The organism is Halomicrococcus pelagicus (assembly GCF_050954125.1).
Genome location: NZ_JBPBWC010000001.1, coordinates 39,061 through 61,810, shown reverse-complemented (window position 1 = coordinate 61,810; position 22,750 = coordinate 39,061). Strand labels below are relative to the sequence as shown.

The window sequence follows — 22,750 nt, the reverse complement described above, 5'->3', positions numbered from 1 at the left end:
AGTTGCCGCGAACCTCTCGGACCGCTAACCAGCACGCTGCCGGGAGAGACGCCTTTAAGCTACCGTGGGACCACCTGCCGCGCATGCAAGTAGCAGTGCTCGCTCACGAGAAGTTCCCCGACCGGGCGAAGACCGCGGTCGGCATCCTCCGGTACGCCGACTACGACGTGGCCGCCGTGCTCGACCGCGACCGGGCCGGCGAGCGCGTCGCCGACCACGTGCCGGACGTCCAGGACGCGCCCATCGTCGCCGGGATGGACGACGTTCCCGAGGTCGACGCGCTCGTCATCGGCATCGCCCCCATCGGCGGCGGCTTCGACGAGTCGTGGCGACCGGACGTGACGACCGCGCTGGAGCGCGGTTGCGACGTCATCTCGGGCCTCCACTATTTCCTCGAAGACGACGAGGAGTTCGCCGCGCTCGCCGAGCGCCACGACTGCGACCTCCGGGACGTGCGCAAACCCCACGAGGACCTCTCGGTCAGCGACGGCGTGGCGGCGGACGTGGACGCCGAGGTCGTCCTGACGGTCGGCACCGACTGTTCGGTCGGGAAGATGACGGCGACGCTGGAACTGGTCGAGGCCGCCCGCGAGCGCGGCGTCGACGCCGGGTTCGTCCCGACGGGCCAGACCGGCATCATGATAGAGGGCTGGGGCAACCCCGTCGACCGCGTGGTCAGCGACTTCACCGCGGGCGCGGTCGAGGAGATGATCGTGGAGACGGGCGACGAGCACGACTACCTCTTCGTGGAGGGCCAGGGCAGCATCGTCCACCCCGCCTACTCCGCGGTTACCTGCGGCATCCTCCACGGGTCGATGGCGGACTCGCTCGTCCTCTGTCACGAGGCCGGCCGCGAGGTCGTCCACGGCTACGAGAGCTTCGACCTCCCGCCGATTCCGGAGTACGTCGACCTCTACGAGGACCTCGCGCGTCCGGTCCACGAGACCGAAGTCGTCGCGGGGATGCTGAACACAGCCGACCTCGGGAGCGACGAGGCGGCGCGCGAGGCGGTCGAGGGGTTCGAGTCCGAACTCGACGCGCCCGCGACCGACCCCATCCGTTTCGACGCCGATGACGTGCTGGAGGCGATACTGTGAGCCTCGCGACCGAGTTCGAGCGCCTGTCCCTGCCGCTCGAACACGCGTTCACCATCTCCCGGGGCACCCAGACCACCGCCGAGAACGTCGTCGTTCGAATCGAGGACGCAGACGGCACCGTCGGCGTCGGCGGGGCCGCACCGTCCACGCACTACGGCGAGACGGCCGACACGGTGGAGGCCGTGCTGCCGGACCTGCTCGCCGTCGTCGAGGACGTGGGCGACCCCCACCAGCTAGAGCGCATCGAGCGTCGAATGCGCGAGACGGTCGCTCGCAACCCCGCCGCCCGCTGTGCGGTGAGCATCGCGCTCCACGACCTCGTCGCCAAGCGCGCCGACCTGCCGCTGTACCGCTACTGGGGGCTGGACCCCGACGAGACGGTCGAGACCTCGTTCACCATCGGCATCGACGACACCGACGTGATGCGCGAGAAGACGGAGGAGGCGGTCGCCGCGGGCTACTCCACGCTGAAGGTGAAGGTCGGCACGGACCGCGACGAGGAGATAATCGGTGCGGTCCGGGACGCCGCGCCGGACGCGACGGTCCGCGTCGACGCCAACGAGGCGTGGTCGCCGCGCGAGGCGGTCCGCAAGATAGACGCGCTCGAAGCGTACGACGTGGAGTTCGTCGAACAACCGGTGCCGGCGGAGAACCCCGACGGGATGGCGTTCGTCCGCGAGCGCGCCGCGCTCCCCATCGCGGCCGACGAGTCCTGCGTCACCCTCGGCGACGTGGCCGAGGTGGCGGGCACGGCCGACATCGCCAACCTCAAGCTGATGAAATGCGGCGGTCTCCGCGAGGCGATGCGGATGATTCACGCCGCGCGCGCCGAGGGGCTGGAGGTGATGCTGGGGTGCATGATAGAGAGCAACGCGAGCATGGCGGCCGCCGGCCACCTCGCGCCGCTGCTCGACTACGCCGACCTCGACGGCTCCCTGCTGCTCGCCGAGGACCCCTACGACGGCGTCCCGATGCCTGACGGCGACATCGACCTCGCGGGCCTCGACCGGCCCGGGACGGGTGCCGAGAGGTGAGCCTCACCCGACCTCTGAGAGCCGACCGAGTCGCTCGGCGCTGAACCCGACCATCTCGTCGTACCCCTCCGTGGACATCAGGACGGGGTAGAACGGGTCGTCGGCGTGCAACTCCTCGCCGTCCCGGCGGGCGAACGTTTCGCCCGCCTCGACGCGCTCGAAGTTCTGACCGACGAACTCGTACTCCCGTCCCGTGACCGCTCCCGTCACGCGGTACACCTCGGGGTCGCTCTCGTCGAAGGGAACGTCCAGCGCGCCCGTCGCGCCGAGGAAGTTCCGGAGGATGCGCTCGGCGTTGCGCTCGGCGGTCGCCGTGCCGACGTAGCCGCACTCGACCGCGACGCCGGCGACGTGGCTGATGAGGCCGCCCGGGATGTGGCCGATGTCGACGACCCGTTCGAGTCCCGTCGCGCGGACAAGGTTTCGCCGCGTCTCGTCGAGGCCGTCGACGAGCGCGAACGGGACCGGATGCGAGTGCGTCGAATGCAGGTCGAGCACGCGCCGGTCGCGCAGTTCCGCCAGCAGTTCGGCCGCGAGCCGCGACTCGTAGGTGTCGCCGTCCGGGTTCCCGGGGAACGCGCGGTTGAGGTCCTCGTCGACGAAGCGCACGTTCGCGGCGACCGCCGCCTCGTTGGCCACGACGAACTGCACGGCGCGGTCGAATGTCGGCCGCTCGGCCATCAGGTTCCCTATTGCCGACTTTCCGCACTGTTCGTCGCCGTGGAGGCACGCGACGACGGCGAGGTCGGGCGTGCCGTCGCCGACCGTCTCTGTCTGCATCGGTGACGAGTTGGACCCCGACCGACTTAAGTTGGTTGAACTTCGTGAAACTCCACAACGAAGCCGACCCCGCGAGCGCTCACCGCTCGCCGACGCGTCCGGGGACGGTTCGCCGCGGCTGGGGGCGGTCGTCGGTCTCCGCCAGAATCGTCTCGCACAGTCCGTCGACCGTCCGCTCCCGCTGTTCGCGCGCGGCGCGGTCCGTCACGGGAACGTCCTCCGAGCCTCCCTCGCGGTCGCCGACGACGGCGTAGTACGGTACCCGGTCGCGCTCGGCGCGTTCGAGGCGCTCGCCGACGGGCACGGCGCGGGCGTCCACGTCCGCACGGACGTCCTGCGCCCGGCAGTCCGCGGCCAGCGCGTCGCCGCGGTCGGCGTGTTCGGCGGCGACGGGGACGAACCGGACCTGCGTCGGCGCGAGCCACGCGGGAAGCCGCGGCGGATCGCGCGACTCGCCGCGTTCGACCGCGGTCGCGACCGCACCGGCCAGAGAGCCGAGCGGCGCACAGCGAACGACCGCCGGCCGGCCGCCGCCCGCGAGCGCCACGTCGAATCGCCCGGCGCTCGCGTCGTCGCGCTCCACGCGCGGTCGCTCGCCGGGCCAGGTCGCCCCGACCGGGTGGAACTCGACCTCGGTGCATTCTCCGCCGTCGTCCAGTCGTTCGGCGAGCACCGGTGCGTCGAGGTCGACGGCGAGGTCGGCGGCGAGCGCGCCGGCGCGGTCGCCCCGCGCCCGGACCACGGGCAGGAACGCGGAACCCAGCGCGGCGACGGCCTGCGCGACGACCGCCGCCTGCCGCCGGAGTTCGGCGTCGGCGTCGCCCGACTCGACGACGGCGACCGCCGCGGGCGCGTCCCGCGAGCGTTCGGCCCGACGCCACGGGAGGTCGTCGAGGGCGTCCGGCGCGGTCGCCAGCGGGCCGACCCCCGCGGGCGTCTCGACCGGGGCGGCGTCCAGGGCGGCGAAGCAGTCGTCGGCGTGGGCCACGAGCGCGTCGCGGACGACCGCACCGCGCGGGAGCCAGTGCGGTCGCTCGTCCGCCGTCCGGTCGCCGACGACCAGTCCCGTCTCCGCCAGCAGGTCACGCGGGAGACGGGGTCGCCGCGAGTCGTCGGCCTCGTTCGCGACCGCCTCGACGGTCGCGGCCACCGCGTCGGGCAGGCGACCGCCGGCGTCCCCCGGGTCGAGGCGCTCGCCGTCCGGAAGCCGAAGAGAGAGCCCTGCGGTCCGCGGGCGGAGCACCGCGGGGTCCACGTCCAGCGACTGCGCCGCGAACGGGTGCCCGCGCTTCTCCAGTTCCAAGGCGAGATGCCAGCCGACGGGCGCGCGGACGACCTCGCGTTCCCCGTCGTCCGCGAGGTCGGCCGCCAGCGTCCGGAGGACGCCGACTGCGTCCGCCGCGTCGGCCGCCGGCGAGTCCGTGAGGTGGGCGGTCGGCACGAGCGCGACCCGGGACTCCCCGAGTCGGTCGACCACGGCCCGGCACTCGGCCGCGGCCGCCGCCGCGGTTCCGGCAGGGGCCGCTACGTCCCCGCGCTCCACCGCCGCCGCGACGACGACGCACGCGCCGAGGTCGGCCGCCATCGTGGCCATCCCGGCCGACGCGACGTCCGACGGCGTCTCTACCGCGGCGTCCGGGTCGCTCGCTTCGTTCGCCGGCGTCTCCGCGGCGAACGAGAACCGCTCGGCGTGAACGGCGAGCAGGTGCATGACGTGACGTGCGGGCGAGGGCTACAAAACGGCTCCGTCGCGGTCCGGGACCGCCGGGATTTAGGTTCGGAGCGTGCTATTGGAAGGCATGGACTCGACAGCACTGTCGGACCGCGGCGCGACCGAGGCCGTCGACGGCGTCTTCCTCACCCAGCTGGCGGCCGGCGAGCGGATGAGCATCCAGCACTTCCACATCGAACCGGGGGCGACGGTGCCCGAACACAGCCACCGCCACGAGCAGGCGGGGTTCGTCTACGCCAGCGCGCTCACGTTCCTCGTCGACGGCGAGGAGTTCGTCATCGAGGAGAACGACTCCTACTCCGTCCCGGGCGGCGAACCGCACGCCGCCGAGAACCGGACCGACGACCCCGTGCGAGGTATCGACGTGTTCAGTCCGCCGCGGACCGACCCCGACTGGCAGGACTGACCCGGGTCAGCGGTCGCGGGTGCAGAACCACCAGTCGCGGCAGTCGTACCCCTCCTCGTCCGCTTCCGAGCGGCGAGCCTCCGCGCCGGCCTCGTCCGAGGGCGGCCGGAGCAGGAGTCGGTCGTCGTGGTCCTCGTTGTCCGGCCAGTTGGCCGGCGTCGCCACCGTCTCCTCGTCGGCGGTCTGGAGCGCCCGAATCGCACGCAGTATCTCGTCGACGTTCCGGCCGACCTCCATCGGGTAGTACAGCGTCAGCCGCAGCGTTCCCCCAGGGTCGACGACGAACACGGACCGGACGGTGCTCGTCCCCATCTCCGGGTGTATCATCCCGAGTCTGTCCGCGACGCGGGCCGCCTCGTCGGCGATGATGGGAAACGAGACGTCCACGTCGAACTCCGCCTCTATCCACTCGACCCACTTGATGTGCGAGTGGACCCGGTCGACCGACAGCCCCATCAGCGCGACGTCGAGTTCCTCGAACGCCTCGCGACGGCGCTCGAAGGCGACGAACTCCGTCGTGCAGACCGGCGTGAAGTCGCCCGGGTGACTGAAGAGGACGAACCACTGGCCGGCGTAGTCGTCGGGGATGGTCTTCGGCCCCTGCGTGGTCTCGACGGACAGCGTCGGGAACGGTTCGCCCAGCAGCGGCGTTCGACGCGTCGGCGGTTCGGCGGTTCGGTCGGCTTCGGTCGGTGTCTGCATCTGGAACCCCCGGTCCACTTCGACGGCGACCGCCATCGCTCGTTCGGCCGCGCCTGGGCAGGGTCCCCTCCGCAGGCCGTCGAACGGACCGGAAGATTCTGCTCGGGACGCGCTTGACGCTCTCGAACCGAATCCGCGAAAAAGGACGGACTGCGTCGGCTCGGGACGCTCCGGAGTTAGGACATCGACTCGATGTTCTCACAGACCGCGTCGGCGAACTCGCTGGTGGCGAGCTTCTCGCCGCCCTCGATCTGGCGTTCCAGGTCGTAGGTGACCTTGCCGGAGTCGATGGTCTCCTCGACGGCGTCGCGGACGAGGTCTGCGGCCTCGGTCCAGCCCAGGCGTTCGAGCATGATGCGACCCGAGAGGATCATCGCGGTCGGGTTCACCTTGTCCTGGCCGGCGTACTTCGGCGCGCTACCGTGGACCGGTTCGGCGAGGAACCGACCGTCGCCGAAGTTCGACCCCGGCGCGATGCCGAGACCACCGATCTGGGCCCCGCAGGCGTCGCTGAGGTAGTCGCCGTTCAGGTTCATCGTGGCGATGACGTCGTACTCGTCGGTCCGGGTGAGCACCTGCTGGAGCATGTTGTCGGCGATGCGGTCGTTGACGACCACGGCGTCCTCGGGCGCCTCGCCGTCGCGCTCCTCCCAGAGCGTGTCCTCGCTGATGACCTCGTCGCCGTACTCCTCTTCTGCGACCTCGTAGCCCCAGTCGCGGAACGCGCCCTCGGTGTACTTCATGATGTTCCCCTTGTGGACCAGGGTCACCGAGTCGCGGTCGTGTTCGAGCGCGTAGTCGATGGCCTTCCGGACGAGGCGCTTCGTGCCGAACTCCGTGATGGGCTTGACGCCGATGCCGACCGGGCCGTCGTGGATGGTGTCGTCTTCGCCCATCTCGTTCTCGACGAACTCCTTGGCCTTCTGGACCTCGTCGGTGCCGGCCTCCCACTCGATGCCGGCGTACACGTCTTCCGTGTTCTCACGGAACGTGACCATGTCCATCTGGCCGGGGTCCTTGACGGGCGACGGGACGCCGTCGAGGTGGTATGTCGGTCGGACGTTGGCGTACAGGTCGAGGCGCTTGCGGAGCGCGACGTTCAGCGACCGGAAGCCGGCGCCGACGGGCGTCGTGAGCGGCCCCTTGATGGAGACGCGGAACTCCTTGAGCGCCTCGACGGTGTCGTCCGGCAGGTTCTCGTCGTAGCGCTCTCGGGCGCTCTCGCCGGCGTACACGCGCATCCAGTGGATGTCGTGTCCCGTGGCCTGAGCCGCCGTCTCGAGCACCTTCTGGGCGGCCGGACCGACGTCTTGTCCGATGCCGTCCCCGTGGATTATCGGGATGGTGGGCTCGTCCGGTACGACGAGTTCGTCCTCGGTCCCCTCTTCGAGCGTAATCTTCTCCCCTTCCTCGGGGACCTCGACTTTCTCGTAGCTCATGAACGTACGGAGGGTTCTCTAGCGAGAACATAAGACCTGCCGTTTTCGAACTCCATGTCCCTTAGTCCCCCTTAAATGTCTGTGAGGGACTATCGTGGCGTTTCCGCCCTCGTCCCGCTGACCCGGTGGAGAGAAATCGTCTCCGTCAGGTCGTCGTTTCGCCCGCCACCGTCGTAGTCGTCTGGCCTGCCGGGGTCGTCTCACCGACCTCCGTCGCGGCCGTTTCGTTCGCTGGCGTCGTCTCCGCCGGAGTCGTCGTCTCGCCTACTTCCGTCGCGGCCGTTTCGTTCGCTGGCGTCGTCTCGGTCGGCGTGGGCGTTTCTTCTGCCGGCGTCGTGGTCTCCGCCGGAGTCGTCGTCTCTTCTGCTGGCGTCGTCTCCGCCGGAGTCGTCGTCTCTTCTGCTGGCGTCGTCTCCGCCGGAGTCGTCGTCTCGGCCGGGGTGGGCGTCGGGGTTCCCGGTTCCTCCACGAAGGTGAAGCTCTCGACCGACGCCGTCTCGGCCGTGGCGTTGTCTACCGACGCGTTCGCCACGAGGACCAGCTCGTACGCGAAGTCGGTAGCGTTGTCCTGCGTGGACTGTTCGGGAGTGGTGGTCGCCTGCGTCTGCCCGGTGGTGACGCTCTCGACGGAGAGAGAACCGATGTCGAGCTGTTCGACCCTGACTTCCTGGATCGACATCGTGTCGACGTCGCCGGACTCGGGTGTCGTGGTCTCGTTCTCCGTCGGGGTCGTCGTCTCGTCCTCCATCGGAGTCGTCGTTTCCGCGGGCGTCGTGGTCGTCGCGGCTGCCTCGTCAGCGCCGAGTTGCCGGATCTCCTCGACGACGACCGTCTGGACCGACACGCGCTGGATGGACACCTGCTGAACGTTGGCGGCGTCGAGGTCGACGCTCCCGGCGCTGGACGCGTTGCCCGTCATATTCGTCGCGTTGACGTCCGAGAGAGTGAGGTTGTCGAGCGACAACTGCTCGATACTGACGTCGGTCATTCGCACGTTGGTGAGCGTCCGGTCGGAGTCCTCGAGACGGAGCTGGTCCGCACGGATCGACCTGATCGTGGCGTTCTCGACCGTCGCGTTCCCGACCTGGAGTTCGTCGACCGTCACGTCCTGAAGCAGTACCCCTTCTGTTGCCGTCCCGGACTGTCCGGCGCTCACGCCCGCCCCGCTCGCGAGCACCAGCAGTGTCGCCACCAGTACGGCTCCGAACTTGCCTGTCTGTTGCATACGGAGAACGCTACATCGATATCGCCGTTAAACGGGACTGATAGTTGCGCTCCGTTCGCCGATTCGACGTGTCCTTATCCCGAGGGAATCCAGATTACCGCCGCGGAACATCCGGTTAGCAATCTGTTACGGCCCGTTGCGCGAGTCGGTCGTCGCACCGGCTTCTTCGGTACTGGGAATTACTACTGGGAATTACCGCGGAGGACCGACGGCAGTGACGACCTTCCGCGCCGACGCGACGAGTCCCGCGACGCGGACGGCGTCGACCGGTCCGCTCGGCGCTCCATCCGTCCGCGAAGGACGAGTACCGCTATCCCCACCGTCGTCCGTGGATTCGATTCCCCGCTCGCGCCGGCACGGACCATCGAACGGACGAACGAATTGTCGAATCGTCCGCGAAGGTCGTACCCCGAATCGGGCAGTTCTCGCTCCGGGCGTACTGCGGACGAGTCGAGCCCCGGTTCGTGGACAAACTCCCCGTCTGACGATAAATAACCTGCTCGAACTGGAGAAAACTTATCACGTTCGGCGGTGCATCCGCGAGCATGCCTCGAACGGTTGGTCCCCCGTGAGAAGTGGATACATTACGGAGTGTTCTTCCTGGGAGTGTTCATGGTGTTCGGCGGGATAGCCGCCGGGTTCGGAGCGCTCCAGTACGAGTTCGCCCTCGATTCCACGACGGAGAATCCGTGGGAGGGGGGCCGTCCCGTCTACGAATACGGGAACCTCCCCCGCAGGAACAGCGCGTCGTGGACGGCGCAATCGACGGAAAGCGATACGCGTTCGAGAGTAATACGCCGATTCCCGGCGTCGGCCAGTCCGGCCTCCGTCCGAAGCAAGTAGTCGTCCGGAAGGGGGACGCGGCCTACGTCTTCACCCACGAGATCGGCTTCGCCGAAACGGAGCCCGCCGGAGCGGCGGCAATCGTACTCGTTCTCGGCGGATTCGTCGCGGTCGCGGAGGCCATCCGCCGTCACCACTACCCGCGGTCGTTACCCTGGCAGACCGGTTGAGAAGGTCTCCGTCGCGAACGCCCGACCGAGGGCCGGAGCGTACGGGTGGTCGAACCCGCTTCCGGCGATCGGTCGTTCGTCGAGGCCGAGGGATTTCGACGGACGACGGGCGACGTTCGCCACCGTGCGCCGAGTAATCGAAACCCACTTGCGCTGGAAGCGTCAACCGACCGACGGGCGAGGGTTGCCGAGCCAGGCCAAAGGCGGCGGGCTTAAGACCCGCTCTCGTAGGAGTCCATGGGTTCGAATCCCATCCCTCGCACTGCTCTTTCGCTCCGTCTATCGGTACGTTTCGCCCGCCTGCACGACTGCGACCGCTATCGACGGCGTCGCGCGAAAGCGAAGAGGGACCGCTCGGCGCGAGTCGCCGCCCGACTTAGAGGCCCGGCGGGACGCCGATGACCTGGAATGAACTGTAGCCGAAGTAGGCCGCCACGTACAGGATGACGAACGAGACGCCCCACGTGCCGACGGAGATGGCCGTCGCCCGGACGATGCCGCCCTCGTAGCTGAGGTCGATGAAGAGGATGTACGCGACGACGGCCAGCAGCGGGCCGAGCGCCACCCAGTAGCCCGCGACACCCACGATGCCCGACACGAAGTACGTCGCGGCGAACCAGATGAACGAGGTGGCCAACGCGGTGACCGCGGACTTCGCGAGACTGGACCCGCTGGTGAGTACACTCGTCGCCACGTGCGTCGACGCCATGACGACGAGGAGACTGAGAACGAATCCGCTTGTTATCGTCGAAAGCTCCATACGTACGAATGAGTCTAAAGTGTTATCGGCGCAATGACTGCAAATTCAACGTCGGCGGAGTCCGAACCGCGGGACGACCGCTCGTCGGTCCGGACAGCCGGCCTCGCGTCGGACGCGCCGTCCGCCGCCCGCGGCGACTTCGGGCGTCGGCCCGCCCGCTTATACCGAACGCGGGCAAATGTCGTTCCATGATAACCCTCTCCCGGGAGGTGTACGACACCCTCGTCAGTCACGCCCGGCGGGGGCGACCGGAGGAGGTGTGTGGCATCCTTGCGGGCGACCGCGACGACGGCGGCGACGCGTACGTCGGCGACACGTTCCTGACGGAGAACGTCGCCGACGACCCGCGGACGCGGTACGCCATCGACCCCGAGGAGCAACTCGCCGTCATGGAGACCATCGAATCGCAGGGAACGGAGGTCGTCGGCTTCTACCACTCTCATCCGTCCGGTCCGGACTCGCCGAGCGACACCGACCGCTCCTCGGCGACGTGGCCGGGCTACTCCTACGTCATCGTCTCGCTGAACGGGTCGAACCCCTACGTCGGGTCGTGGCGCTGGACCGGCGACCGGTTCGACCCCGAGGCCGTGGTGGTCGGCGACGACTCGCCGTCGTCGGCCGGCGGATGAGTCCCGGCAAGCGCGGCGATACCCGTCGCCTCCAGAACAGGGGCGTACCTCGGAGGAGGCCTGCGATTTTCGGGCGTTAGCTCCGCAACGTTTATCTTCGTCTGGTATGGCCTAACACCCATGCCAGCAATGAGTACACTCGACTGGTTGGGACTGGTCGTCCCGTACGTCGTCTTCTTCGCGATGCTGATAGCCTACTACGTGCTGGAGGGCAGGCGCGAGAAACGCCTCCGCGAGCAGTACGGAGGGGAGGTGTAGCGCCGTGGCGGAGGGCATCGCCGGTTCGGCCGGCATCCTGGTGCTCGGCACGTTCGCCGCGTACCTCGTCGTGTTGGTCGGTATCGGCCTGTGGGCCTCGCGGTTCATGGACTCCGTGGGCGACTACGTCATCGGCGGCCGCGAGGTCGGCCCGGTCGTGACCGGGTTCTCGGAGCGCGCCTCCGAGATGAGCGGCTGGCTCACCCTCGGCGTGCCGGCGGACGCCTTCAACACGGGCATCATGGCGTTCCTGAACGGCCTCGGGATGATTCCGGCCGACCTGCTCGCGTGGGCGGGCATCGCCAAGCGACTCCGGAAGTACACCGAGATAGTGAAGTCCGTCACCCTGCCGACGTTCTTCGAGACGCGACTCCAGGACGACACCGGACTGGTCAAGGGCGTCTCCTCGGTCGTGCTGATGCTGTTCGAGGGCGGGTACGTCGGCGCACAGATAGTCGCCGCCGGCACCCTCCTGCAGGTGCTGACGGGCGTCGAACCGTGGATCGGCATCATCACCGGCGGCGTCATCGTCGTCGGGTACACGATGCTCGGCGGTTACTTCGCCGTCGCGTGGTCGGACTACTTCCAGGGCGCCATCATCCTCGCCGCGTTCATCGTCCTGCCCATCATCGCCTACACGAGCTACGGGCTGCCGTTCGACGAACTCGCGAACGTCGGCGGCGGGTCGCTGACCAGCATCACCGCCGGAATGACCGGCTGGGCCGCGCTCTTCGGCGTCATCAGCTACGCCGCCATCGGTCTGGGCGTCCCCGGCAACCCCCACATCATGGTGCGGTTCATGGGCATCGACCGGGTGAAGAACATCCGGCTCGCGGCGCTGGTCGCACAGCTTTTCATGTTCGCCGCGTACGCCGGCGCGGCGCTGGTGGGCCTGTACGCCATCGTCGTCTTCGGACAGGGGAACGTCGCGCAGGCCGACAACGCGATGCCCCGACTCACGCTGGAACTCCTGCCCAGCGTCGTCGCGGGAGTCGTGCTCGCGGCGGCGCTGGCGGCGATGATGTCCAGCGCTGACTCCCAGCTGCTCGTCGCGACGAGCGCCGTCGTCGAGGACGTCTACCACGGGTTCATCAACCCCCAGGCGACCGAGCAACAGCTGGTGCGCTACTCGCGGTACGTCACCCTCGGTCTCGGGGGTGCGAGCATCGCCTTCGCCTACCTCGCCAAGAACACGCCCATCTACACGCTCGTCCTCGACTACGCGTGGGGCGGACTCGGCGCGGCCATCGGCCCGACGCTCGTCGCGGCGCTGTGGTGGAAGCGCGTGACCGCGAAGGGGTCGGTCGCCAGCATGGTCGTCGGCGCGTCGACGATGATCCTCTGGACGCAGCTGTCGACCGTGCTGAACGCGCTGAACGCGATGCCGTCCCAGGAGGCCTCGCCGTTCCTCTACCAGTTCGTCGGCGTGTACGGCCTGTTCCCGGCGTTCATCCTCTCGGCGCTGACGCTGGTCGGCGTCTCGCTCGTGACGAACCCGCCCCGCGGCGTCGACGAACACTTCGACATCTTCGACAAGCCGCTGTCGGCGGTGACGAGCGAGCCCGGCGGCGGCACGCCGAGCTACGTGACCGACGGCGGGCGGACGACGGACGGGGACGGTGCACGCGACGTCTCGCCGAAGGCGGTGACCGAGGCCGACGCCATCCGCGCCCACGTCGAGGCCGCGGACTACTGGGACGAGCAGGAATGACGGCCGACTGGAGACGAGCGATGACGGCCGACGCCCGGGCGGACGACGCCACGGCCGACCTCGTCGGCGAGCACCGCGAGCGCGCCGACCTGCAGGTCATCCCGCCCGCCGTCGCCCGCAAGGAGGCGGGCGACGGTCACGTCGGCGCGGTCGCGTACCCCTACCGCGTCTACGAGGTCGAGGTCACCGTCGGCGCGCCGCTCGTCGGCGACCGCACCGACAGCTACGTCGCCAGCGTGGACCGCTCCCGGCGGCTGGTCCTGCGGGCCGACACGTTCCCCGACGTCGAGGAGCGGACGGTCGCCGACGCGCTCGTGTTGCCCGCGGAGCTCTCGGACGAGCAGTGCCGGGAGAAGGCCCGCGAGTCGGCGTTCGGGTGGACGACCCGGCGCTACGCTCTGTCCAGCGCGCCGGACATCGAGTTCCCGCGCGTGACCGACGCCTACAAGCTGTTCTGGCTGGTCGAGCGCCCCGACGGCGACGTCATCGTCGACAGCGTCCGCGGGACCGAAGACCCGCTGCGGGACTGAGGTCGGTCGCTTCCGACGTTCAGGCCCGAGCGGTGCTGACGGCCCAGACGCCCGCCGCCATCACGGCTCCGCCCGCGAAGAAGGTCGGGCCGAGCGACTCCGAGAGGACGAGCGCCCCGAGCGCCGCGCCGACGACCGGTTGCGCGAAGAAGAAGACGGCGACGACGCCCGCGTCGGCGTGTTCGACGCCCGAGTACCACAGCACCCACGCGGCGGCGGTGCTCGCGACGCCGAGGTACCCCACCGCGCCGGCGACGGCCGGCGTGACCGTCACGCCGGCGAGTGCGGCGTCGCGCAGCGCAAACTCGACGGGAATCAGCACCGCGATCATGGGAACCGCGGCGACCGTCGAGTACGTCGCCGTCTCCAGCGCCGAGTAGGTCCGGACGAGCGGCGTCCCCCAGACGGTGTAGGCCGCCCAGCCGAAACTCGCCGCGAACAGCGCGAGGACGCCGAGCAGGCTCCCCCGTCCGGCCGCGGCGAGGTCGTACTGGCCCGCGAGCACGACCAGCGTCCCGGCGACGGCGAGCGCCATCCCACCGACCTTCCGAGTCGTCAGCGCCTCGTCGAGCACGGCGACGCCGAGCAGTAGCGTGAACACGGGCGTCAGGACCGTCAGCAGCGAGCCCTGGCTGGCGTTCGTCAGGTCGGTGCCGACGAACTGCGTGACGAGCGTGAGCGCTACCCAGCCGCCGAGCACAGCGAACCGCCGCCGCTCCGCCCGCGAGAACGAGCGCGCGGGCTTCGTCGCGCGGACGACGACGAGCAGCGCGGCCGCGCCGAGCGCGACACGGAGAAAGGCGAGCGTCACCGGTGGAATCGCCGCGAACCCCCACTTGCTCACGACGTACATTCCGCCCCACAGCGACGCTGCGGCCAGCGGACCGAGGGAGACGCGTGCCATCGTGGACGACGTGTCCCGCCGGCGATTTACGCGTTCCGCTGTGCCGCCCACACCGCCGTCGCACCGAGCAGCACGGCGGGGACCAGCGGGAGCACGAGGTAGGCAAACTTGAACGGCAGGGCGGGCGGCCGGAGGTAGATGAGCAGCGGCGCGACGACGAACGCGAGGACGATGACGCCGACGAGAATCCAGCCGCGCCGGCCGAACTCGCGGTCGTTCGGGCCGGGGTCGCCAGTCGTCGACCCGTCTGGTTCGTGGACGTAGGCGTCGCTCCCGCCGGGGTCGCGTTCGTCTGGTCCGTCCGTGGAGGCGTCGTCCGTCACAGTTCGCTGTCGGGTTTCACGACGACCTTGCCGAAGCCCTCGCGCTCCTCCAGGAGTTCGTGGGCGCGGGCCGTTTCGCTCATCGGGAGCACCTCGCGGATGGCGGGTTCGAACGTGCCGTCCCAGACGAGTTCGAGGGCGTCGTCGGCCTCGCCGTGGCTGGCCATCGTCGAGCCGATGACCTGGAGCTGGTTCCAGAAGATGCGGTTGATGTCCGTCTCGGGGTTGGGTCCCGTCGTCGCGCCGCAGGTGAGCAACCGCCCGCCCTTCGCGAGACTCTTCAGGGAGTCCCGCCACGTGGCCGCGCCGACGTGGTCGACCACCACGTCGACTCCTCGCTTGCCCGTCAGTTCCCGGACGCGGTCGGCGAAGTCCTCGGACTCGTAGTCGACGACGTGGTCCGCGCCGAGATCGCGGGCGTGTTCGAGCTTCTCCTCGCTGCTCCCCGTGGCGTACACCGTCGCCCCGGCGTGGTCGGCTATCTGGACCGCGGCGTGGCCGACGCCCCCGGACGCGCCGAGCACCAGCACGTCCTCGCCCGGCGTCACGTCGCCCCGCGAGACGAGCATCCGCCACGCGGTCTGGAACACCAGCGGTGCGGCGGCGGCGGTCTCCCAGTCGACGCCCTCCGGAACCTCCAGGAGGTTGTCCGCCGGAACCGCGGCGAGTTCGCTGTGAACGCCGCGGACGTGCTCGCCGATGAGGTGGAAGTCGACGCACATCGAGTGCTCGCCGTGGCGACAGTACTCGCACTCGCCGCAACTGACGCCCGCCGACAGCGCCACGCGGTCGCCCGGTTCGAAGCGCGTGACGTCCTCGCCGACGGCGACCACTTCGCCGGCCCCGTCGCTGCCCGGAACGTGCGGCATGTCGAGGTCGATTCCCGGTAGGCCGCGCCGCGTCCAGACGTCGAGGTGGTTCAGCGCGCCCGCCTTGACGTCGACCAGCACCTCGTCGCGGTCCGGCTCGGGGTCCGGGAACTCCCCGTACTCGATGACGTCCCGACCGCCGTGGTCCGTGAACTGGACTGCCTTCATACTCCGAAGGTTGGGCGGTGGACGTAAAAAACGTACTCGAAGGAGAGCGCACCGGGAGCGAGGCCCCGTTCGGTCGAGCACAGGGTTTAGAACCGGGGCGTCCAACCCTCACGCATGGACCGGGAATCGCGCGAGGGCCGAGCAGAGCACGACCACGGTGAGGAACGCGACCACGACGAAGAGCACGGCCACGACGAAGAGCACGGCCACAGTGAGGACCACGCAGAGCACGACCACGACGAGGACCACGAACACGACCATCACGCACACGACGTCGAGGAAGTCGGCGTCGCGGTGCTGACCGTCTCCTCCTCGCGCTCGATGGACGACGACCCGGCGGGCGACGCCATCGTCGAGACGTTAGAAGACGAGGGGCACGAGGTCGTCACGCGCGAACTCGTCCCCGACGAGTACGACCGCGTGCAGGGGACGGTGGACAACTTCATCGGCCGCGACGACGCGAACGTCGTCGTCACGACCGGCGGGACGGGGGTCACGCCCGACGACGTGACCGTCGAGGCGGTAGAGCCCCTGCTGAACAAGCGTCTCCCCGGGTTCGGCGAACTGTTCCGCCGACTCTCCTACGAGGAGGTCGGGTCGAAGGTCATCGGCACGTGCGCCGCGGCCGGCGTCACCAACGGCACCATCGTGTTCTGTCTCCCCGGCAGCGAGTCGGCGGTTCGGCTGGGCGTCGAGGAGATAATCGTCGAGGAAGCAGGACATCTCGTCGGTCTGGCGCGACGGGACTGACCCCTGTTCTGGGGCTCAGAGCTGAAGGGGTTCGGCGGACTCCCAGTGCTCTTCGAACTGGCCGTCGACGTTCGCGGCGAACTCGGGGTCTTTCAGGTCGATCATGGCGAACGCCTCGCCGGGCGCGAGCGGGTTCGTCACCTCGATGCAGACCTCCACGTCGTCGATGAGGTTGAAGGTTCCCTCGAGGTCCGGCGTCGTCCGCACGGAGAACTGGGGGTGGTCCGACAGCGTGTCGGCGTACCGCTCGCCGACGCTGGCCGGGAGGGTGCGGACGAGTTCGGGCGACATCAGCACGGACACGTCCACGCCCCGTTCCAGGGCCGATTCGAGGTGCTCGGTGACCGTCTCGCCGACGCTGCCGATGTCGAACTTCGGCGATAGCTGGCCCGCGACCATGACGATGCGGTCCTCGGCGGCGTCGAGGCGTTCGACAAGCAGTTCGACCGTCTCCTCGGGGCCGACCGCGGCGGTCCAGAACCCCTCCTCGATGGGCGGGTCCGCCGAGTCGAGTTCCTCGGAGAGTTCGTCGACTATCTGCTCGTACTGTTCGGCCTTCTCCGTGAGTTCCTGGAGTTTGTCCTCGAGCAGTCGGTCGAGCGCCATGTTCGGTTCGACCGCCACGTACTTCTTGGGGCGACTCGCGCTCTGGCTCCGGACGAGGTTCTGCGTCTCCAGGCTGTTCAGCACGTCGTAGATGCGTCCCATCGGCACCTCGCTGGCCCGCGAGAGGTCCTTCGCCGTCGTCGGCCCGGTGTTGAGCAGCGCGCGATAGGCGCGCGCCTCGTACTCGGAGAGCCCGAGATCGCGGAGACTTGCCATGTGGTTTGACATTACGTCGACTGTATAAAAACGCTGTGCGCGTTTGTCCCGTCGGAGCGCACCGCAGGCTCTTATCTGTCAGATGGTCTCAGAATAAATCCGCGACTCGTTCACTCAACTCCTCGGGGGTCGCGACCGGCCCGGAGACGTCGCCGCCCGCGACGACGTAGGCGTGGCCGGCCTCGTACTCCTCGTCGACGCCCGCCTCGTGTGCGGACGGGACGACGACCTTCTCGTGGTCGGCGACGCGCAAGGCGGCCCGGTGGAGGTCCGACCCGGCGGGGGCGGCCACGTCGATGCGCAACGGCGCGTCCACGAGTCGCGCCGCGGCGGTCGCGTAGCCCGCGACCTGGACGTCGAGGCGGTCCGCCGCGCCGGCGAACGCGCCGACCGCGTCGCGGGCGACGCTCCGGTAGCGCTCCTCGCCAGTGAGCGCCCACAGGTCGACCAGCGCCGACGCCATCGCGGCGTTCCCGTCGACGGGGCGAAGCGGCCAGTCGAGCAGACCGGGACCCTCGACGGGACCGTCGACGAACGCGCCCAGTTCGTCGTTCTGCAACGTCTCCACCGCGTGGTCGGCGACGGCGCGCGCGGTGTCGAGGTACGTTCCGTCCGTGCCCAGCACCTGCGCCGCGGTGGCGAAAGCGGCGGCGACGTGCGCCTGGTCCGCGAGCAGGCCGCGCTCGCCCGTCCCGTCGCGCTCGTCGCCGGCGCGGTAGTGGACGACCGCGCCGTCTTCGACCATCCCGTCGAGGAACGCGAGGGTGCGTTCGGCGTACCGGCGGGCGCGCTCGTCGTCGGTGTAGGCGTGGTACGTGAGGAGGGCGTCCGCGGCGAGGGCGTTCCAGTCGGCGAACGCGGTCGGGTCCACCGCGGGGGAGTCGGCCCCCTCGCGGTCGCTCGGCGACCCCGCGTAGTAGTCGTCGTCCGGGCGCTGGCTCCCGCCGAACGCCCCCGTCTCGTCCCGCCAGAGCGTCGTCGTCAGGTACTCGACCGTCTTCCCGGCGACCTCGCGGTGGTCGTCGTCGCCCGTGTACAGGTAGGCGTTCGCGTACGCGCGAAGGAGCGCGGCGTTCGCGTCCAGCACCTTCTCGTGGTGGACGTCGCTCCAGTCGCGCTGGCCCGCGTAGCGGAAGAAGCCGCCGTCGTAATCGTCGAACAGGTGTTCCCGCACCGCGGCGAGCGTGCCGAGGGCGGTCTCGCGCTCGCGCTTCAGGCCGAACTCGACGGTCCGCGGCAGGGGGAACTTCGCGTCGTCGCCCCAGCCGCCGTGGGTCGCGTCGTACTTCTCCGTTAGCTGGCCCGCCACGTTGCGCTCGATGTCCGCGGTCACCTCGCCGCCCGGGGGGTTCTGGTCGCGCAGGCTCCGGGGAACCTGGGCCGCCTCCTCGCCCTTCTGGTTCCAGAGGTCCCGGACCCGGCCGAGGACCTGCCGCATCGCGTCCGGGCCGAGGTAGGTCGCGCCCGTGAGGTGGTCGCCGCTCGGCGTGCAGAAGACGGTGGAGGGGAAGCCGCCGACGTTGTAGCGCTCGCGCACCCGGGGGTTGCGGTCGACGTCCACCCGGACGGGGACGAACGAGTCGTTGACGTTCGCCGCCAGCGTCGGCACCGAGTACGTCTCCTCGTCCATCTCGTGACACCACGAACACCACGTCGCCGACAGCGAGAGGAGGACCGGCTTGTCCGCCTCCTGGGCCTCCTCGAAGGCGTCCTCGCCCCACTCGCGCCACTCGACCTTGGTTCGCTCCGCGGACTCGTCCATACGTTATCGGTCAGTCGGTTAGGTGGGAAAGGGCTTCGCTCTCGGCTTGCGCGTCAGCGGCGGGAACGTCGGAGTCAGTTCCGTGCGACGGGCGACGTGCCGTCCGCGAACGGGAGCGTCGCTCGCCGCCCCTTCGATAGCGACCCGGAATCGTCCGCAGAAGAGGTGCGAGAATACGGTTCGACGGTCAGTTCCCGCGGCCCTGGAGTTTCTCCTCCTCGGGCAGGTCGGCGTTCGCCTCGCCGCGCATGCCGGAGCCGACGTCCTTGCTGATGTCGGCGAGTCGCTCGGGGTCGTCCCAGTTGTTCGTGGCGGCGACGATGGCCTCGGCCATCGCTTCGGGGTCCTCGGCGCCGAAGATGCCGGAGCCGACGAAGATGCCGTCGCAGCCGTGGTGCATCATCAGCGCGGCGTCGGCCGGCGTGGCGATGCCGCCCGCGGCGAAGTTCACCACGGGGAGTCGACCCATCTCGGCAGTTTCGTGGACGAGGTCCGCCGGCGCCTCTATCTCGCGGGCGACGGCCTCGCGCTCCTCCTTGTTCTTGCCCTGGAGTTCGCGGATGGCGCCCTTGATGGTGCGCTGGTGGTGGACCGCCTGGTTGACGTCGCCAGTGCCGGCCTCGCCCTTGGTCCGGATCATCGCCGCACCCTCCTCGATGCGCCGCAGGGCCTCGCCGAGGTTCCGCGCGCCGCAGACGAACGGCGCGGTGAACTCGCGCTTGTCGATGTGGTACGCGTCGTCCGCGGGCGTCAGCACTTCGGACTCGTCGATCATGTCCACGCCGACCGCCTCCAGAATCTGGGCCTCCTTCCGGTGACCGATGCGGGACTTGCCCATCACCGGAATCGACACCTCGTCGATGATGTCCTCGACGTCCGCGGGGTCGGCCATGCGGGCGACGCCGCCGCGCTTCCGGATGTCGGCCGGAACGGCCTCCAGGGCCATCACGGCGACCGCACCCGCGTCCTCGGCGATACGCGCCTGCTCTCGGTTCACGACGTCCATGATGACGCCGCCCTTCTGCATCCGGGCGAACCCTCGCTTGACGAGTTCCGTGCCGCGCTTGAGTGATTCGACGTCGGTTTCGTCGGCCATACCGGCGCTACGGAGTCCGATGCTTAAGACGTACCGATTGCGGAACTCGGCGTATCGCCCCTAACTGAATAAACGTTCGTTACAATTATGGGGCTGTATGATAGAGGATAGCACATGGCAACCAGGGAGGCCCGTTCGCCCTTCGACCGACTCAGGAAGCACTACGAAGAGACGACGCTCCGCTGCCCGGAGTGTGGCTACGTGGACGACGACGGCGAGTGGCGCGTCACCGCCCGCGGCGGGCAGGTGAACTACCAGCACATCTGTCCGCGCTGTGACGCCATCGACACGCGCGTTCTGAAGTACGGCTGAGCGTCCGTCCCGCTACTCCAGTAGCGGCTCGCCGGTCATCGCCGCCGGCCGGTCGACGCCGACGACCGAAAGCAGCGTCGGCGCGAGGTCGCAGAGCGACCCGCCGTTCCGGACGGTTCTCCCGCCGCTGTCGCCCTCCGGCGTCAGGTAGACGAACGGAACGAGGTTGTACGTGTGCGCCGTGTGAGGGTTCTCCGGCGTCCCCATGTCGTCGGCGTTGCCGTGGTCGGCGGTGACGAAGAAGTGCGCACCGTGGGCCGTCAGGGCCTCCACGAGCCGACCCAGCTGCTCGTCGACCGCCTCGACCGCCGCGACGGCGGCGTCGAAGTCGCCGGTGTGGCCGACCATGTCCGGGTTCGCGTAGTTCAGCACCATCACGTCCGGGTCGTCGCTCTCGACGACCTCGATGGCGGTGTCGGTCACTTCGGGCGCGCTCATCTCGGGTTGCTGGTCGTAGGTCGGCACGTCCGGGCTCGGGATTATCTCCCGCCGCTCGCCCCTGAACTCCGTCTCGCGCCCGCCGTTGAGGAAGTAGGTGACGTGGGCGTACTTCTCCGACTCCGCGATGCGCAACTGGGTGAGTCCAGCCCCGGCGAGCACCTCGCCCAGCGTGTCCTCGGGCTGGTGCGGCGGGAACGCGACCGGGAGATCGAACTCCGCGTCGTACTGGGTCATCGTCGTCAGTTCGATGTCCGGCGGCGAAGTCTCGAACGCCCAGACGGGATCGATGTCGGCGAGCATCCGGGTCAGCTGGCGGGCGCGGTCCGCGCGGAAGTTGAAGAAGACGACCGCGTCCCCGTCGTCCAGCGCGGGGCCGCCCTCCACGAGCGTCGGCTCGACGAACTCGTCCGTGTCACCGCGCTCGTAGGACTGCCGGACCGCCTCGACCGCCGACCCGGCCACGTGGTCCGCCTCACGGTTCACGATGGCGTCGTAGGCGCGTCGCGTGCGCTCCCAGTTCTGGTCGCGGTCCATCGCGTAGTAGCGCCCGGAGACGGTCGCCACGTCGCCCGTTCCCTGCTGGTCGACGACGCGCTGGAGGCTGTCGAGGAACCCCTCGCCGCTCTTCGGGGCCGTGTCTCGTCCGTCCGTGAACGCGTGCGTGACCGCGTCGACGCCGCGGTCGGCCGCGAGTTCGATTAGCGCGTAGAGGTGGTGCTGGTCGGAGTGGACGCCGCCCTCGCTCACGAGTCCCGTGAAGTGGACGCAACCGTCGTGGTCCCTGGCGTACTCGAACGCCGCGTCGATGGCGTCGTTCTCCCCGAGTTCGCCCGCCGCGATGGCGTCGCTGATGCGCGTGTACTCCTGTTTGACCACCCGTCCCGCGCCGATGTTGAGGTGGCCGACCTCGCTGTTGCCCATCTGGCCCTCCGGGAGACCGACCCGGCGACCGGTCACGTTCAGTTCGCCGTACGCGCCCGCGTCTGCGTAGCGGTCGAAGTTCGGCGTGTCGGCCGCTTCGACCGCGTTCCTGCCGCCGTCCTCGCTTCCCAATCCCCAGCCGTCGAGCACTACGAGTGCCGCTCTCATGGGCGAGTCGTCGTCGCCTCGCGGTAACTAAGCTTCGTTTGCGGACACGCTTCCCCGGCGACTGGCGTTCCGGTCGGCGAACGCTCTGCCGGGTCAATACTTAAAACCCTGCCGGTAGCTCACGAGAGCCTCTACCGATACGTCGCACTCTCGTCGTCTCTACCCTCGATTTTCCGCTATTTCGCCCCGTCGGAGCAGCCTCGCAGGATTTATGAATCGCGCTACGCACCAAAGAGGTATGAGCGCACCGCCGGAGGAGTTCTACTCCGAGGAACGCTGGCAGAACTGGCTGGACCGCATCCGGGACGAGGAGATCGACCCCGAGGACGAGGACTCCGCGCGCCTCCTGCTCAACCTCCAGGACGACGTCGCCATCGCCGTCGCCAAGATCGTCACCGCGTACGACGACGACGAGATCGGCGAGGAGGAGGCCCTCGAAGAACTCGCCGACATCCGCGAGACGGTGCTCGGCGAGGTGGCATTCGAGGACGAGGAGAAGGCGATGCTCATCGACGGCGTCCAGACGAGTCTCGTCTGCGTGTTCTACGCCGCCGAGGAGTACCTCGCCGGCGGTCCCGCCGAGGAAGCGGCCGTCGAGGAGTACGTCGTCGAAGCGTCGAAGGCCGAGGAGGCCGATGACCTCGACTCCGCGCTCGGCCTCGTCGCCGCGGCGGGCACCCAAATCATCGACGGCGAGGAACTCGACATCGCCGTCACCGAGGACATCGAGTACGGCCTCGTCACGGAGTGGGTCAACGGCCTCGACAGCCTTCAGAGCGCGATGAGCGACCCCGAGGTCGTCGAAGAGGAAGACGAAGCGGACGACTGAGCAGAGACGCCCGGGACGTCCGGCCAGTACGCCGCCAGAGATCTCCCGACGCGCCGTCCGGACCTTTCT

24 protein-coding genes and 1 tRNA gene are annotated in these 22,750 nt (G+C 69.2%); 12 read left to right on the top strand and 13 right to left on the bottom strand.

Features of this window, described 5'->3' with window-relative positions:
• Positions 1-83 precede the first annotated feature (83 nt).
• Positions 84-1,097 carry an N-acetyltransferase DgcN family protein gene (locus ACRYA2_RS00365; RefSeq protein ID WP_433623128.1) on the top strand — a complete coding sequence of 338 codons (1,014 nt, stop codon included), beginning with the start codon at positions 84-86 and terminating at the stop codon, positions 1,095-1,097.
• Positions 1,094-2,131, top strand: coding sequence for a dipeptide epimerase (locus tag ACRYA2_RS00360; protein WP_433623126.1), 1,038 nt, complete (start codon positions 1,094-1,096; stop codon positions 2,129-2,131). Before ACRYA2_RS00365 ends, ACRYA2_RS00360 begins: the two co-directional genes overlap by 4 nt.
• A 3-nt stretch (positions 2,132-2,134) precedes the next feature.
• On the opposite strand, the gene ACRYA2_RS00355 is transcribed toward ACRYA2_RS00360, so the two are convergent.
• Both ACRYA2_RS00355 and ACRYA2_RS00350 read right to left on the bottom strand, forming a co-directional pair.
• On the bottom strand, positions 2,135-2,911 hold the full coding sequence (locus ACRYA2_RS00355) for a M14 family metallopeptidase (protein ID WP_433623124.1): 777 nt from the start codon (positions 2,909-2,911) through the stop codon (positions 2,135-2,137).
• A gap of 79 nt (positions 2,912-2,990) precedes the next feature.
• Complete coding sequence (locus ACRYA2_RS00350) at positions 2,991-4,622, bottom strand: threonyl-tRNA synthetase editing domain-containing protein (RefSeq protein ID WP_433623122.1); 1,632 nt, start codon at positions 4,620-4,622, stop codon at positions 2,991-2,993.
• An 88-nt stretch (positions 4,623-4,710) separates the two neighbouring features.
• On the opposite strand from ACRYA2_RS00350, the gene ACRYA2_RS00345 reads away from it, so the two are divergent.
• On the top strand, positions 4,711-5,049 hold the full coding sequence (locus ACRYA2_RS00345) for a cupin domain-containing protein (protein ID WP_433623120.1): 339 nt from the start codon (positions 4,711-4,713) through the stop codon (positions 5,047-5,049).
• A gap of 6 nt (positions 5,050-5,055) precedes the next feature.
• Here the strand turns inward: ACRYA2_RS00345 and ACRYA2_RS00340 are convergent, their stop codons facing one another.
• The 3 genes from ACRYA2_RS00340 to ACRYA2_RS00330 all read right to left on the bottom strand — a co-directional run bounded on the left by ACRYA2_RS00340 (position 5,056) and on the right by ACRYA2_RS00330 (position 8,415).
• Positions 5,056-5,751 carry a peroxiredoxin gene (locus ACRYA2_RS00340; protein ID WP_433624698.1) on the bottom strand — a complete coding sequence of 232 codons (696 nt, stop codon included), beginning with the start codon at positions 5,749-5,751 and terminating at the stop codon, positions 5,056-5,058.
• A gap of 176 nt (positions 5,752-5,927) precedes the next feature.
• On the bottom strand, positions 5,928-7,190 hold the full coding sequence (gene icd / locus ACRYA2_RS00335; RefSeq protein ID WP_433623118.1) for an isocitrate dehydrogenase (NADP(+)): 1,263 nt from the start codon (positions 7,188-7,190) through the stop codon (positions 5,928-5,930).
• Between the two features lie 145 nt (positions 7,191-7,335).
• On the bottom strand, positions 7,336-8,415 hold the full coding sequence (locus ACRYA2_RS00330; protein ID WP_433623116.1) for a hypothetical protein: 1,080 nt from the start codon (positions 8,413-8,415) through the stop codon (positions 7,336-7,338).
• Positions 8,416-9,164: 749 nt separating this feature from the next.
• Here ACRYA2_RS00330 and ACRYA2_RS00325 point away from each other — a divergent pair.
• The gene (locus ACRYA2_RS00325) at positions 9,165-9,428 is read left to right on the top strand and encodes a hypothetical protein (protein WP_433623114.1); all 264 of its coding nucleotides are present in this window, start codon (positions 9,165-9,167) and stop codon (positions 9,426-9,428) included.
• Between the two features lie 177 nt (positions 9,429-9,605).
• Positions 9,606-9,690, top strand: a tRNA-Leu gene (locus ACRYA2_RS00320).
• A 114-nt stretch (positions 9,691-9,804) separates the two neighbouring features.
• Here the strand turns inward: ACRYA2_RS00320 and ACRYA2_RS00315 are convergent.
• A complete protein-coding gene (locus ACRYA2_RS00315; RefSeq protein WP_433623112.1) occupies positions 9,805-10,188 on the bottom strand; it encodes a hypothetical protein in 384 nt (127 codons plus the stop codon).
• A gap of 188 nt (positions 10,189-10,376) precedes the next feature.
• On the opposite strand from ACRYA2_RS00315, the gene ACRYA2_RS00310 reads away from it, so the two are divergent.
• The 4 genes from ACRYA2_RS00310 to ACRYA2_RS00295 all read left to right on the top strand — a co-directional run bounded on the left by ACRYA2_RS00310 (position 10,377) and on the right by ACRYA2_RS00295 (position 13,316).
• On the top strand, positions 10,377-10,817 hold the full coding sequence (locus tag ACRYA2_RS00310) for a desampylase (RefSeq protein WP_433623110.1): 441 nt from the start codon (positions 10,377-10,379) through the stop codon (positions 10,815-10,817).
• A 120-nt stretch (positions 10,818-10,937) separates the two neighbouring features.
• Positions 10,938-11,075, top strand: a complete 138-nt coding sequence (locus tag ACRYA2_RS00305) for a hypothetical protein (protein WP_433623108.1) — start codon at positions 10,938-10,940, stop codon at positions 11,073-11,075.
• A 106-nt stretch (positions 11,076-11,181) separates the two neighbouring features.
• Positions 11,182-12,786, top strand: a complete 1,605-nt coding sequence (locus tag ACRYA2_RS00300; protein WP_433624696.1) for a sodium/proline symporter — start codon at positions 11,182-11,184, stop codon at positions 12,784-12,786.
• A gap of 20 nt (positions 12,787-12,806) precedes the next feature.
• Positions 12,807-13,316 (top strand): hypothetical protein, encoded by a 510-nt coding sequence (locus ACRYA2_RS00295; RefSeq protein WP_433624694.1) that lies wholly within the window; start codon positions 12,807-12,809, stop codon positions 13,314-13,316.
• 19 nt (positions 13,317-13,335) lie between these two features.
• Here ACRYA2_RS00295 and ACRYA2_RS00290 read toward each other — a convergent pair whose 3' ends face one another.
• From ACRYA2_RS00290 to ACRYA2_RS00280, 3 genes are read right to left on the bottom strand one after another with little or no spacing between them, the layout of a single operon-like run.
• Positions 13,336-14,220, bottom strand: coding sequence for a DMT family transporter (locus ACRYA2_RS00290; protein WP_433623106.1), 885 nt, complete (start codon positions 14,218-14,220; stop codon positions 13,336-13,338).
• A 26-nt stretch (positions 14,221-14,246) separates the two neighbouring features.
• Entirely contained in the window at positions 14,247-14,543 is a 297-nt protein-coding gene (locus ACRYA2_RS00285) for a DUF7977 family protein (RefSeq protein ID WP_433623104.1), read from the bottom strand.
• Positions 14,540-15,580, bottom strand: coding sequence for a zinc-binding dehydrogenase (locus tag ACRYA2_RS00280; protein WP_433623102.1), 1,041 nt, complete (start codon positions 15,578-15,580; stop codon positions 14,540-14,542). Before ACRYA2_RS00280 ends, ACRYA2_RS00285 begins: the two co-directional genes overlap by 4 nt.
• Before the next feature lie 114 nt (positions 15,581-15,694).
• Between ACRYA2_RS00280 and ACRYA2_RS00275 the strand changes: the two genes are divergently transcribed.
• Entirely contained in the window at positions 15,695-16,330 is a 636-nt protein-coding gene (locus ACRYA2_RS00275; protein ID WP_433623100.1) for a MogA/MoaB family molybdenum cofactor biosynthesis protein, read from the top strand.
• A 15-nt stretch (positions 16,331-16,345) separates the two neighbouring features.
• Here the strand turns inward: ACRYA2_RS00275 and ACRYA2_RS00270 are convergent, their stop codons facing one another.
• From ACRYA2_RS00270 to pdxS, 3 genes are all read right to left on the bottom strand, one after another.
• A complete protein-coding gene (locus ACRYA2_RS00270) occupies positions 16,346-17,152 on the bottom strand; it encodes a TrmB family transcriptional regulator (protein WP_433623098.1) in 807 nt (268 codons plus the stop codon).
• An 88-nt stretch (positions 17,153-17,240) separates the two neighbouring features.
• Complete coding sequence (locus tag ACRYA2_RS00265) at positions 17,241-18,914, bottom strand: DUF255 domain-containing protein (protein WP_433623096.1); 1,674 nt, start codon at positions 18,912-18,914, stop codon at positions 17,241-17,243.
• Between the two features lie 187 nt (positions 18,915-19,101).
• Positions 19,102-20,010 (bottom strand): pyridoxal 5'-phosphate synthase lyase subunit PdxS, encoded by a 909-nt coding sequence (pdxS, locus tag ACRYA2_RS00260; protein WP_433623094.1) that lies wholly within the window; start codon positions 20,008-20,010, stop codon positions 19,102-19,104.
• 114 nt (positions 20,011-20,124) lie between these two features.
• Between pdxS and ACRYA2_RS00255 the strand changes: the two genes are divergently transcribed.
• Positions 20,125-20,322 (top strand): HVO_0649 family zinc finger protein, encoded by a 198-nt coding sequence (locus tag ACRYA2_RS00255; protein ID WP_433623092.1) that lies wholly within the window; start codon positions 20,125-20,127, stop codon positions 20,320-20,322.
• 12 nt (positions 20,323-20,334) lie between these two features.
• Here ACRYA2_RS00255 and gpmI read toward each other — a convergent pair whose 3' ends face one another.
• Positions 20,335-21,852, bottom strand: a complete 1,518-nt coding sequence (gene gpmI, locus ACRYA2_RS00250; protein WP_433623090.1) for a 2,3-bisphosphoglycerate-independent phosphoglycerate mutase — start codon at positions 21,850-21,852, stop codon at positions 20,335-20,337.
• Positions 21,853-22,090: 238 nt separating this feature from the next.
• Between gpmI and ACRYA2_RS00245 the strand changes: the two genes are divergently transcribed.
• A complete protein-coding gene (locus tag ACRYA2_RS00245; protein WP_433623088.1) occupies positions 22,091-22,681 on the top strand; it encodes a DUF2150 family protein in 591 nt (196 codons plus the stop codon).
• Positions 22,682-22,750: the final 69 nt, after the last annotated feature.

Coding starts and splice junctions, on each gene's coding strand:
- ACRYA2_RS00365 (WP_433623128.1), top strand. CDS start 84: ATGCAAGTAGCAGTGCTCGCTCACGAGAAGTTCCCCGACCGGGCGAAG.
- ACRYA2_RS00355 (WP_433623124.1), bottom strand. CDS start 2,911: ATGCAGACAGAGACGGTCGGCGACGGCACGCCCGACCTCGCCGTCGTC.
- ACRYA2_RS00350 (WP_433623122.1), bottom strand. CDS start 4,622: ATGCACCTGCTCGCCGTTCACGCCGAGCGGTTCTCGTTCGCCGCGGAG.
- ACRYA2_RS00345 (WP_433623120.1), top strand. CDS start 4,711: ATGGACTCGACAGCACTGTCGGACCGCGGCGCGACCGAGGCCGTCGAC.
- ACRYA2_RS00340 (WP_433624698.1), bottom strand. CDS start 5,751: ATGCAGACACCGACCGAAGCCGACCGAACCGCCGAACCGCCGACGCGT.
- icd (WP_433623118.1), bottom strand. CDS start 7,190: ATGAGCTACGAGAAAGTCGAGGTCCCCGAGGAAGGGGAGAAGATTACG.
- ACRYA2_RS00330 (WP_433623116.1), bottom strand. CDS start 8,415: ATGCAACAGACAGGCAAGTTCGGAGCCGTACTGGTGGCGACACTGCTG.
- ACRYA2_RS00315 (WP_433623112.1), bottom strand. CDS start 10,188: ATGGAGCTTTCGACGATAACAAGCGGATTCGTTCTCAGTCTCCTCGTC.
- ACRYA2_RS00310 (WP_433623110.1), top strand. CDS start 10,377: ATGATAACCCTCTCCCGGGAGGTGTACGACACCCTCGTCAGTCACGCC.
- ACRYA2_RS00305 (WP_433623108.1), top strand. CDS start 10,938: ATGCCAGCAATGAGTACACTCGACTGGTTGGGACTGGTCGTCCCGTAC.
- ACRYA2_RS00300 (WP_433624696.1), top strand. CDS start 11,182: ATGGACTCCGTGGGCGACTACGTCATCGGCGGCCGCGAGGTCGGCCCG.
- ACRYA2_RS00295 (WP_433624694.1), top strand. CDS start 12,807: ATGACGGCCGACGCCCGGGCGGACGACGCCACGGCCGACCTCGTCGGC.
- ACRYA2_RS00290 (WP_433623106.1), bottom strand. CDS start 14,220: ATGGCACGCGTCTCCCTCGGTCCGCTGGCCGCAGCGTCGCTGTGGGGC.
- ACRYA2_RS00280 (WP_433623102.1), bottom strand. CDS start 15,580: ATGAAGGCAGTCCAGTTCACGGACCACGGCGGTCGGGACGTCATCGAG.
- ACRYA2_RS00275 (WP_433623100.1), top strand. CDS start 15,695: ATGGACCGGGAATCGCGCGAGGGCCGAGCAGAGCACGACCACGGTGAG.
- ACRYA2_RS00270 (WP_433623098.1), bottom strand. CDS start 17,152: ATGGCAAGTCTCCGCGATCTCGGGCTCTCCGAGTACGAGGCGCGCGCC.
- ACRYA2_RS00265 (WP_433623096.1), bottom strand. CDS start 18,914: ATGGACGAGTCCGCGGAGCGAACCAAGGTCGAGTGGCGCGAGTGGGGC.
- pdxS (WP_433623094.1), bottom strand. CDS start 20,010: ATGGCCGACGAAACCGACGTCGAATCACTCAAGCGCGGCACGGAACTC.
- ACRYA2_RS00255 (WP_433623092.1), top strand. CDS start 20,125: ATGGCAACCAGGGAGGCCCGTTCGCCCTTCGACCGACTCAGGAAGCAC.
- gpmI (WP_433623090.1), bottom strand. CDS start 21,852: ATGAGAGCGGCACTCGTAGTGCTCGACGGCTGGGGATTGGGAAGCGAG.
- ACRYA2_RS00245 (WP_433623088.1), top strand. CDS start 22,091: ATGAGCGCACCGCCGGAGGAGTTCTACTCCGAGGAACGCTGGCAGAAC.